This is a genomic window from Nonomuraea sp. NPDC001684 (genome assembly GCF_053596515.1).
Map to the genome: position 1 here is coordinate 1 of NZ_JBSFGJ010000341.1, position 10,085 is coordinate 10,085.

General features: G+C 72.6%; 9 protein-coding genes. 5 read left to right on the plus strand and 4 right to left on the minus strand.

Annotation, left to right across the window (positions count from 1 at the left end):
• Window positions 1-767: inositol monophosphatase family protein (locus tag ACWCSD_RS38580; protein WP_449922338.1), on the minus strand; the 767-nt coding region annotated here is incomplete at its 3' end.
• Window positions 767-2,713, minus strand: coding sequence for a prolyl oligopeptidase family serine peptidase (locus tag ACWCSD_RS38585; protein WP_449922349.1), 1,947 nt, complete (start codon window positions 2,711-2,713; stop codon window positions 767-769). The genes ACWCSD_RS38585 and ACWCSD_RS38580, both read right to left, overlap by 1 nt.
• 137 nt (window positions 2,714-2,850) lie before the next feature.
• On the opposite strand from ACWCSD_RS38585, the gene ACWCSD_RS38590 reads away from it, so the two are divergent.
• Entirely contained in the window at window positions 2,851-3,810 is a 960-nt protein-coding gene (locus tag ACWCSD_RS38590) for a ferrochelatase (RefSeq protein ID WP_449922340.1), read from the plus strand.
• Here ACWCSD_RS38590 and ACWCSD_RS38595 read toward each other — a convergent pair.
• Window positions 3,801-4,988 (minus strand): lytic transglycosylase domain-containing protein, encoded by a 1,188-nt coding sequence (locus tag ACWCSD_RS38595; RefSeq protein WP_358284604.1) that lies wholly within the window; start codon window positions 4,986-4,988, stop codon window positions 3,801-3,803. The genes ACWCSD_RS38590 and ACWCSD_RS38595 overlap by 10 nt on opposite strands.
• 143 nt (window positions 4,989-5,131) lie before the next feature.
• Here ACWCSD_RS38595 and ACWCSD_RS38600 point away from each other — a divergent pair, with 143 nt between their 5' ends.
• From ACWCSD_RS38600 to ACWCSD_RS38610, 3 genes are read left to right on the plus strand one after another with little or no spacing between them, the layout of a single operon-like run.
• Window positions 5,132-6,283: an MFS transporter gene (locus ACWCSD_RS38600; protein WP_397163499.1), complete on the plus strand. Its 1,152-nt coding sequence runs from the start codon at window positions 5,132-5,134 to the stop codon at window positions 6,281-6,283.
• Between the two features lie 55 nt (window positions 6,284-6,338).
• Window positions 6,339-7,061 (plus strand): polysaccharide deacetylase family protein, encoded by a 723-nt coding sequence (locus ACWCSD_RS38605; protein ID WP_449922343.1) that lies wholly within the window; start codon window positions 6,339-6,341, stop codon window positions 7,059-7,061.
• A gap of 44 nt (window positions 7,062-7,105) precedes the next feature.
• Entirely contained in the window at window positions 7,106-8,383 is a 1,278-nt protein-coding gene (locus ACWCSD_RS38610; protein WP_397163495.1) for a D-arabinono-1,4-lactone oxidase, read from the plus strand.
• Here ACWCSD_RS38610 and ACWCSD_RS38615 read toward each other — a convergent pair.
• The gene (locus tag ACWCSD_RS38615; protein ID WP_449922345.1) at window positions 8,380-9,255 is read right to left on the minus strand and encodes a hypothetical protein; all 876 of its coding nucleotides are present in this window, start codon (window positions 9,253-9,255) and stop codon (window positions 8,380-8,382) included. The two genes, ACWCSD_RS38610 and ACWCSD_RS38615, sit on opposite strands and share 4 nt — an antisense overlap.
• Before the next feature lie 113 nt (window positions 9,256-9,368).
• Here ACWCSD_RS38615 and ACWCSD_RS38620 point away from each other — a divergent pair.
• Window positions 9,369-10,085 (plus strand): protease inhibitor I9 family protein (locus ACWCSD_RS38620; RefSeq protein ID WP_449922347.1); only part of this gene is annotated, 717 nt, incomplete at its 3' end.

Below are 10,085 nucleotides of genomic sequence, written 5' to 3' on the forward strand. Positions count from 1 at the left end.
AGCGGCACGAGCAGGTCGTGCAGCTCCTCGAACAGGCCGGGAGCCGCGCACAGCGCGAACTCCGGGCCGACCGGCCGGCCGTGCAGACCGCCGAGCCGGGCTCCCGCCTCGGTCGCCACCAGCCCGGCCGCGGCGTGGTCCCACGCGTTCGTGCCGCGCTCGTAGTACGCGTCCACCCGGCCCGCCGCCACCGAGCACAGGTCGATGGCGCACGAGCCGCCGCGCCGGATGTCGCGCACCCGCGGCAGCACCGCCGCCACGACCCGTCCCTGCACCTCGCGGCGCGGCGCGGAGTAGCCGAACCCGGTCGCGACCAGCGCCCGGGCCAGCGGCACCCCGCTGTTGCAGCGCAGCCGCGCGCCGCCCAGCCAGGCTCCCTCGCCGAGCGCGGCGGTGAACACCTCGCCCCGCGCCGGCACGTTGACGACCCCCGCCACGACCCGCCCGGCCACCTCGACGGCGATGGACACCGCCCAGTCGGGCAGGCCGTACAGGAAGTTGACGGTGCCGTCGACGGGATCGACGATCCACCGCACGTCGGACGCGCCCGGCGCCTCGCCGCCCTCCTCGCCCAGGAACCGGTCGTCCGGACGGACCGCCAGGACGCGCTCGCGGATCAGCTCCTCCGACGCCTTGTCCAGGATGGTGACGACGTCCGTGGGGCTGGACTTGGTCTCGACGTCCTCCGACATCGTGGGCCGCTTGGCCAGGAGCATGTCCCCGGCCTCGCGGGCGACGTCCTCGGCCAGCCGCAGGAAGTCGGTCATCAGGCCACCGAGTCCGGGCGCTTCCACTCCTCGCCGAGCACGTGCTGGGCGAGGAAGGCGAGCACGGTCTCGTACCAGGCGACGATGTTGCCCGGCTTGAGGATCCAGTGGTTCTCGTCGGGGAAGTACAGGAACTTCGACTCGACGTCGGTGCGCTGCAGGTCCCACCACAGGCGCAGGGACTCGCCGATCGGCACCCGGTAGTCCTTGTCGCCGTGGATGACGAGCATCGGGGTGGTGATCTTGCCGAGCCCCAGGTGCGGGGAGAGCTGGTCGTAGCGCTCCGAGCCGGGCTCGCCGAACTCGCGCTGCCAGTACAGCGAGGAGTCGGTGGTGCCGGCGAACTGGTCGAGGTTCCACAGCGCGGCGTGGGTGACGATGGCCTGGTAGCGGTCGGTGTGCCCGGCCAGCCAGTTGGCCATGTAGCCGCCGAACGAGCCGCCCATCGCCGCCACGCGCTCGTCGTCGATGTCGTCCCTGGCCAGGGCGACGTCCACGATGGCGTCGAGGTCGGCCTGGGTGCGCGGGCCCCAGGCGCCCCAGCCACGGTCGATCATCTCCTGGCCGTAGCCGGTGGACAGGCAGGGGTCGGGCATGAGGACGGCGTACCCGCGCTGCGCCATGATCCACGACTGCCAGCGCCACTGCCAGTCGTTCCAGGACGCGACCGGTCCGCCGTGGATCCACAGCAGGAACGGCGCCGGGTTGTCGGCCGAGGCGCCCTCGGGCAGCACGAGCCAGCCGCGCACGGTCGCGCCGTCGTCGGCGGTGGCCGAGATCTCGGTCAGCGTGCCCGGCACCTCGGGGCGCGGGGCCGGCGAGGGCAGGTCGGCGATCTCGCCGGTGGCCGCGTCGATCCTGGCGGGGGCGGGGGCGAGGGCGATGTTGCTGCGCAGGGCGTAGACGTACGCGCCGTCGGCGCTCGCGTTGACCCCGAGGTAGGCGGCGTCGTCGCCGGTGAGCCTGGTGTGCTCGCCGTCCAGCGGGACGCGGAAGACCGGGCGGCGGCCCTGGTGGTCGGCGACGAGGTAGAGGGCCGAGGAGTCGGGGGCCCAGGCGAGGTCCATCGGGAACAGGTCGGGGGCGTAGGCCCGGCCCTCGCCGGTGGCCAGGTCGGCGATCCACAGCTCCACGCGGACGGAGACGTCCGTGCTCGTGATGCGCTCGCGCGCGCAGGCCACCCGCGTGCCGTCGGGCGAGACGGCGATCGGGCCGCCGAAGTCGTGCGCCTCGTCGGTGAGCAGGGTGCGCCGCTCGCCGGTGGCCACGTCGATGGCGACCAGGTCCGTACGGCTGTCGCCGCCGGACAGGTACCTGCGCCAGGTGACGATCACGGTGGAGCCGTCGGGGGTGAGCTCGAAGGCGGCCTCGCGCAGCGCCTCGCCCGCGTCGGGGGTCAGCTCGCGCACGTCCTCCAGGCGGTCGGCGCCGAGCCGGCCGGTGAACAGCCGGGTGCGGGCCGGGCCGAGGTCGTGGTCCCAGTAGCGGACCGGGTAGCCCTCGTGCAGGATCGCGCTGGTCCCGGCGTCCTTGCGGGCCTTGCGCCGCTCCTCCTCGGTCGACTCGTCGCCGTCGAGCACGTCGGAGGCGAACACCACCACGTCGCCCGCCGTGCGCGCGGCGCCGATGCCGCCGGGGCGGGTGGCGATCTGGCGGGCCTCGCCGCCGGCGCGCGGCAGCAGCCACAGCGCGGGCACCTCGTCGGTCGCGTCCTTGACGGTGGTGTCGGGGCGCGCGGAGGTGAACAGCACGTCCCCAGCGTCGGTGAAGACGGCGGCCGTCTCGCCCTTGGCGGAACGGGTCAGACGGTACGGCTCGCCGTCGAGGGGGATCGCCCAGAGCGCGGTGCCGTACGACTTTCCGTCCGGATTGAGGGCCTGCACGGCCGAGATCAGACGGGAGCCGTCAGGCGAGAGCTTCAGGGAGAGGACCCGGGGAATGGCCACATAGTCACGAATGTCATCGAATGCGCTCACTCGATCGAACCTACCTGGTCACCGGCGCTCCGCGGGCGACACCGCGCTCCGCGCCTCCGCACCCTCCCTCGGGCCGGACCGCCCGCTCTCCTGACTAGGCTTGACACGTGGCTGATTACGACGCTCTGCTCGTCCTGTCGTTCGGCGGCCCCGAGGGTCCCGACGACGTGCTGCCGTTCCTGGAGAACGTCGTGCGGGGGCGCGGCGTGCCGCGCGAGCGGCTGCTCGCGGTGGCCGAGCACTACCAGGGCTTCGGCGGCGTCAGCCCGATCAACCGGCAGAACCGCGAGCTGGTCGAGGCGCTGGGCCCGGTCGCCGGCGTGCCGGTCTACTGGGGCAACCGCAACTGGCACCCCTTCGGCGAGGACACCGTGCGGCGGATGGCGGCCGACGGCGTGCGCCGGGCCGCCGTCTTCGCCACCTCGGCGTTCGCCGGATATTCGAGCTGCCGCCAGTACTACGAGGACATCGCCAGGATCTCCGTCGAGGGCGGCCCCGAGCTGATCAAGATGCGGCACTTCGGCGACCATCCGGGGTTCGTCGCGGCGATGGCCGACCACACGCGCCAGGCGCTGGAGCGGCTGGGCCGCCAGGACGCCCGGCTGGTGTTCACCGCCCACAGCATCCCGGTGTCGATGGCCGAGACCGCCGGCCCCTCGGGCGGCCTGTACGAGTCCCAGCTCCGCCGCAGCGCCGAGCTGGTCAACCAGGCGCTGGGCCGCGACGAGCCGTGGCACCTGGTGTGGCAGTCGCGCAGCGGCCCCCCGCAGGTGCCGTGGCTGGAGCCCGACGTGTGCGACTTCCTGCGCAAGACGGACGCCGGCTCGGTCGTGCTGGTGCCGATCGGGTTCGTCTCCGACCACATGGAGGTCGTCTACGACCTCGACACCGAGGCCCGGCAGGTGGCCGCCGAGCTGGGCCTGCCGATGGAGCGCGCGGCGACGGCCGGCACCCATCCGGCGTTCGTGCGCATGGTCAGGGAGCTGATGGACGAGCCGGAGCCCGTCGCGTGCCCGCTCACCTGCTGCCCGCGCCCGGCCCGGCCCGGCGGGCGGCCTCAGGCGTAGGTGCGGGCGTACGCCTCGGCGATGCCCATGACCTTGTCCACGTAGTCCCACGAGTGGTTGTAGAACCAGATCGACTTGCGCAGCTTCGCGCCGCCCTTGCCCGCGCCGTTGGCGCACAGGTAGTTGGCGGCGCCGGGCACCGCGTCGTAGGGGCTCCAGATGTCGGCCTTGCCGTCGCCGTCGCCGTCCACGCCGTAGTGCTTCCAGGTGGCGGGCATGAACTGCATCGGCCCCAGGGCGCCCGCGCTGGAGGGGCCGTTGTTGCGGCCGTGGCTGCTCTCGACCTGGCCGATGGCCGCCAGCACCGTCCAGGACAGGCCGGGGCAGCGGGTGGCGGCGGCCTTGTAGAGGTCGAGGTAGCTGTTCGGGCGGCCGACGGTGACCGGCTGCTGCTGTTGCCGCTGCGGTTGCTGCTGCTGTTGCCGCTGGGTGCGGCTGGCCGCGTCGAGCACGACGACCTGCGCGCCCTTGCCGAGCAGCCGCCGCACGCCGGCCTCGGCGATCGTGCCCGGCTTGCCGTGCAGCAGCACCGCGACGCCCTTGGCGAAGCCGAGCGACCTGCCCACCTCCAGGCTGACCAGGCCGTCCACGCCGGAGAGCCCGAGCGTGGCCGAGGCCGCGACCCGGAGTCTCGGGCCGCCGTCCACCTGGTACATCGCGCCGAGGATCATGCCGTACCTGCGCGTCGTGCCGGCCTCGGCGACCAGCTCGCCCCTGGCCAGCGCGCTCCAGACGGCGGGCTGGTCGGCGACGGGCTGGGGCGTCCAGGAGCGGAAGTCGGCCGGGTCGACGGCCAGCAGGTTGAGCGACGTGCCGGCGACCTTGACCGCGCCGGCGTCCACGACGGCGGCCTTCTGCACGTGCTTGAGCGCGCCCAGAGCGAGCCTCGTCCGCCGGGAGACCGTGGCGGGCGCGATCGCCAGCACGCGCGGCGGCGTCACGGTGACGCCCGGGCCGCCCTGGCCGAAATCCTTGACCGGCGCCGTCGTGGGTACGAGCTGGTCGAGGCGGGGAGCGGCCTCCGGAACCGCGCGGGTGATCGGCCTGCGCACCGGCTCCTGGGCCGTTCTGACCAGGTCATCGCCCATGAGCACGACGACTCCCCCGGCCACGGCGGTGACCACGAGCACGCCGAGCACCATGAGCAGGACCGCGCGGAGAGAGGGAAGACCGGACATCAGCCACACGTTAACCCACTCACCGGAAATATCACTTGCCATCCGGACAGACGGTGCGCCATCGTGGGGGCGCCAAGTAAGGGGGAAACAGCGTGGTCGGGCCTTACCGGGGATTGTTCAACGGGCCCGGAGTCAAAGGATTCGTGCTGGCCGGGTTCGTCGGCCGGATGCCGATGTCCATGCTCGGCATCGGCGTCGTGCTGCTGATCTCCACCGCCACCGGGTCCTTCGCCACCGCCGGCGCGGTCGGCGCCACCACCAACGTGGCCTTCGCGATCGCGGCGCCGCTGTCGGGGCGGCTGGTGGACAGGTTCGGCCAGAACCGGGTGATCGCCCCCTTCTCGGTGGTCAACGCGCTGGCGATGGCCGCGCTGATGCTCAGCGCCGCGCTCGGCCTGCCCGAGTGGACCCTGTACGTCTCCGGCCTGCTGATCGGCGCGTCCTCCCTGTCCATCGGGTCGATGGTGCGGGCCCGCTGGTCCACGATCCACGGCGGCACCGGGACGCTGCACACCGCCTTCGCCTTCGAGTCCGTGGCCGACGAGGTCGTCTTCGTCACCGGGCCCGCGCTCGTCACCGTGCTGGCCACCGCGATCAACCCGTACGCGGGGCTGCTGGTGGCGCTGGTGTGCATGCTCGGCGGCTGCCTGGCCCTGGCGGCGCAGCGGCGTACGCAGCCACCCGTGCAACCGGTCAGGACGGCCGGCGGCACGCCCATCCTGATCCCCGGCATCGCCCTGCTGGCGTGCGTCTACCTCGGGCTCGGCGCGGTGTTCGGCTCGGTGGACCTGATCATGGTCGCCTTCGCCGAGGAGCACGGCGTGAAGGGCGCCTCGGGATTCCTGCTGGCGGCGTTCGCGGGCGGGTCGATGGTGTCGGGGCTGTGGTTCGGCTCGCGGGAGTGGCGGATCTCGCTGCGCGCCCGGTTCATCCGCGCGCTGGGCGTGTTCGTGGTGGGCCTGCTGCCGATCCTGCTCGTGGACGACCCGTGGATCATGGCCGCCGTGGCGTTCGTGGCCGGTCTGGCCATCTCGCCGACGCTCATCACCGGGTTCTCGCTCACCGAGCGGCTGGTCCCGCCGTCCCTGCTCACCGAGGGCATGGCCTGGATCTCCACCTCGATCGGGTTCGGCGTGGCGATCGGCGCGTGGGCGGGCGGGCAGCTCACCGACGCCTTCGGCGCGTCCAGCGCGTTCGGCTTCGCGGTGTGCGCGGCGCTCCTGGCGGCGGTCGTGGGCGTCGGAGGTTCGGGTTTGCTGAGACTTCCGGACACGCCTTCACCCCTGAAGAGCTGATCCGCTACGGTCGGGAGTTATCCCTCGCAACACCCATCACACCGGAAGCTTTGCTATGTCCCGACAAATCACTTCACTTCTAGCTATCGCGGCAGTTTGCGTCACCCTGGCTCCCGCGCCCGCGTTCGCCCAGACGCCGAAGAAGGCCGAGGTCGATTGCGAGCAGGTCAAGTGCATCGCGCTGACCTTCGACGACGGGCCCGGCCAGTACGCGGGCACCCTGCTGGACACCCTCAAGAAGTACGGCGCCAAGGCGACGTTCTTCCTGGAGGGCCAGTACGTGAACAGCCGCCCGGCCTTCGTCAAGCGCATGGTCACCGAGGGCCACGAGGTGGGCAACCACAGCTACAAGCACCCCGACTTCACCAAGATCGACGCCGGGGTCATCAGGAGCGAGATCAAGAAGACCCAGGACGCGGTCAAGAAGGCGGCGGGCGTCGAGCCCAAGCTGCTGCGCCCGCCGTACGGGCTGGCCGACATCCAGGTGTCGGACGTCGCGACCGAGTTCGGCATGCCCATGATCCTGTGGACGGCCGGCTCGCACGACTGGGACACCAAGAACGTCGAGGCCATCAAGAAGAAGACCCTTGAGGTGGCCGAGCGCGACGGCATCATCCTCATGCACGACTGGGTCAAGCAGACCGTGGACGCCATGCCCTCGATCGTCAAGTCGCTGCAGGCCAAGGGGTACCAGCTGGTCACGGTCTCCGACGTGATCAAGCAGCAGAACCTGCAGCCCGGTCAGATTTTCCCGGTTCCCGAAGGCTGGGAGAAGTGAGTATCGTTCACGTTTAATCGGAACGACGCTCGGAGGGGCGCCTCATGGTCTTCACTAACTGGGCCGGGAATCAGACGGGCGCCCCTGCCGAGGTGCGCACCCCCGCGAGCGTGGCGGACGTCGTCCAGGCCGTGCGGGACGCCTCGGCCGCCGGGCGCCGCCTGCGCATGGTCGGCACGGGCCACTCCTTCACCGGGGTGGCCCTCACCGACGGGATCATGCTGCGCCCCGAGGAGCTGAGCGGCATCAGGTCCGCCGGCGAGGACCGCGTCACGGTGCTGGCCGGCACGCCGCTCAAGGTGCTGAACGAGCTGCTCGACCAGCGCGGGCTGGCCCTGGCCAACATGGGCGACATCACCGAGCAGACCGTCGCCGGCGCGATCCAGACCGGCACCCACGGCACCGGGCGCGACAGCGGCGGCCTGGCCGACCAGGTCACCGAGCTGGAGCTGGTGCTCGCCGACGGCTCGGTCGCCACGGCCGTGCCCGGCGAGGACCTGTTTGACGCGGCCCGGGTCGGTCTCGGGGCGCTGGGCGTGCTGACGGCCGTGACGTTCCGGGTGGAGCCCGCGTTCCTGCTGCGCAACCGCCGGCGCAGGATGACGCTCACCGACATCCTCGCCTCGCTCGACTCGCTGACCTCGGCCAACGAGCACCTCGACTTCTTCTGGCTGCCGCACACCGACGCCTGCCTGGTCAAGACCAACAACAGGGACGCGGGCCCGGCCAGGCCGCCGAGCCCGTTCAAGCACTGGCTGGACAACGTGTTCCTGGAGAACACCGTCTTCGGCGCCGCCTGCGCCGTCGGCGGGCGGCGTCCGGCGCTGATCCCGCGGATCAACGCGATCAGCGCGGCGGCCCTCGGCGACTCGGAGGCGGTGGACACCTCGTACAAGGTGTTCACCGCCCGCCGGGACGTGCGGTTCCTGGAGATGGAGTACGCCGTACCGCGCGAGCACCTGGCCCAGGCGCTGCGCGAGACCCGCGACCTGATCGACAGGATGGACTGGAAGATCACCTTCCCCGTCGAGGTGCGCGTCACGCCGCCCAGCGACGCCTGGCTGTCCACCGCGTACGGCCGCGACTCGGCCTACGTCGCCTGCCACATCTACCGGCCCACGCCCAACCCCGCCTACTTCGAGGGCGTGGAGGAGATCATGAACCGGCTGGACGGCCGGCCGCACTGGGGCAAGATGCACACCCGGGACGCCGCGTACCTGCGCAAGGTCTACCCCCGCTTCGACGACTTCGTCGCGCTGCGCGACCGGCTGGACCCGCGCCGGGTGTTCACCAACGACTATCTCGACGTGGTGCTCGGCTAGCGCCCCTCCTGCTGCGCCGGCGGCTCGTCCGGCTGCGTCGTGGCCGGGGGCGCGCTGGACTGCTGCTCGCCCGGGTCGGGACGCTCCTGCTCCTCCTCGCCGGGCCCGGGCGTCTCGGGGACGGGCTCGACCGTGTCCGTGGGCGTGGGCGTCGGCGTGCCGCTCGGACTCGGCTCGCCGGTCCCGGAGGGCGGCGGAGTGCGCGGCGTGTCCGTGGGCGTCGGGGTGGGGGTCGGGGTCGGCGACTGCGTCGGACCGATCGGCCGGTCGTCGCGGTCCTGGCGGTCGTGCCCCTGATCCTTGACGGGGGCGCGCTGCTGCTCCTTCACCGTTGTCTGCCCGCCGGTGACCCGCTCGTGCAGCGTCCGGTGGTCGAGGGCCTGGAAGGCGAGGATGCCGCCCATGCTGACCGCGAACACCAGCGCGGCCGCGACCGCTATCTTCAGCCACGGCAGCCCGCCGCGCCCGGCGGGCTCGACGACCGGCATGACCAGCGTGTCATGCCCCTGGCCGCCGCCTCCCCGGACGGCGTGCGCGGCGGTCTGCTCCCCTGCGGCCCTGGTGGCGTGCGCGGCGGTCTCCTCGCCCGCGGCCGGGGTGGCGTTCGCGGCGGCGGCGAGCAGGCCCTGCCCCTCCTCCTGCTCCTCGCGCCACGCGGACAGCGTGTGCTGCTTGACCCGGTCGCCGGTGCGCTTGAGATAGTGCGTATAGACGGCACTGGCCACCGTGCTCGCGATGCTGACCACGGCGGCGCCGATCACGGTGCCCGCCACCCCGAGGTAGGAGGCGGCCACCGCGGCGGTGACGGCGGCGAGGGCGCTCCCGAGGATCTGTGGCACGCTCAGCTCGAACTTCCGCTGCTCGCCGGTCATCCCCCGGATCAGTCCCCTCTGGTCATGCGTACGGTAAAGAGCTTCCTCGTGAATAGACGCGAGCGCGTGTCCCGTTGTTCCTGTGACCTGCGCGACAGGCATCCTCGTAACTCGTGCCCCGACGATTCGGCCTACCCTCCGTCTACCTCGCCGCGGCCGTGGCGACGGCCGCGACGACCGCTGTCCCTCTCGCCATGACGCCCGCCTCCGGACTCGCCCTGCGCCCCTCGGCCTCCGAGCCCACCCGGCCCTACATCGTCACGGCCCGCAGCCGCGCGGACGCCCGGGACCTCGTCGCGGAGGTGAGATGGCGGGTACGGCGTTACTACACCGAGGCTCTGCCGGGTTTCGCCACCTTCCTCACCGTCGGCGAGCTGGCCGAGCTCAGATCCGATCGCCGGGTCCTGGCCGTCGAGCCCGACCGCGAGATCCACGCCATGCCCGGCGACGCGCCCGCCCCCGCCCCCGACATGGACGCCGACACGGACACCGACTCGGGCGCCGACTCGGGCGCGGGCACGACCGTGTTCGTCGTGGACACCGGCGTCGACGTCACCCGGGCCGAGTTCGGCGACCGGGCCTGGCGCGCCTTCGACGCCACCGGCGGCACCGGGCGCGACTGCGGCGGGCACGGCACGCGCGTGGCCAGGGCCGTCGCCTCGCGGGCGCCGGAGGCCAGGATCGCCTCGGTGCGGGTGCTCGGCTGCGCGGGGTCGGGCTCGCTGGCCGACGTGCTGGCCGGGCTCGACTGGATCCGGCGGCACGCGCGCGGCCCGTCCGTCGTCACGCTCGCCGCCGACGGGGCCGACTCGCCCGCGCTCGGCGCCGCC

Bases quoted from the DNA above. Each gene is read 5' to 3' on its own strand.
- ACWCSD_RS38605 (WP_449922343.1), top strand. From the start codon at position 6,339: ATGTCCCGACAAATCACTTCACTTCTAGCTATCGCGGCAGTTTGCGTC.
- ACWCSD_RS38610 (WP_397163495.1), top strand. From the start codon at position 7,106: ATGGTCTTCACTAACTGGGCCGGGAATCAGACGGGCGCCCCTGCCGAG.
- ACWCSD_RS38615 (WP_449922345.1), bottom strand. From the start codon at position 9,255: ATGACCGGCGAGCAGCGGAAGTTCGAGCTGAGCGTGCCACAGATCCTC.
- ACWCSD_RS38595 (WP_358284604.1), bottom strand. From the start codon at position 4,988: ATGTCCGGTCTTCCCTCTCTCCGCGCGGTCCTGCTCATGGTGCTCGGC.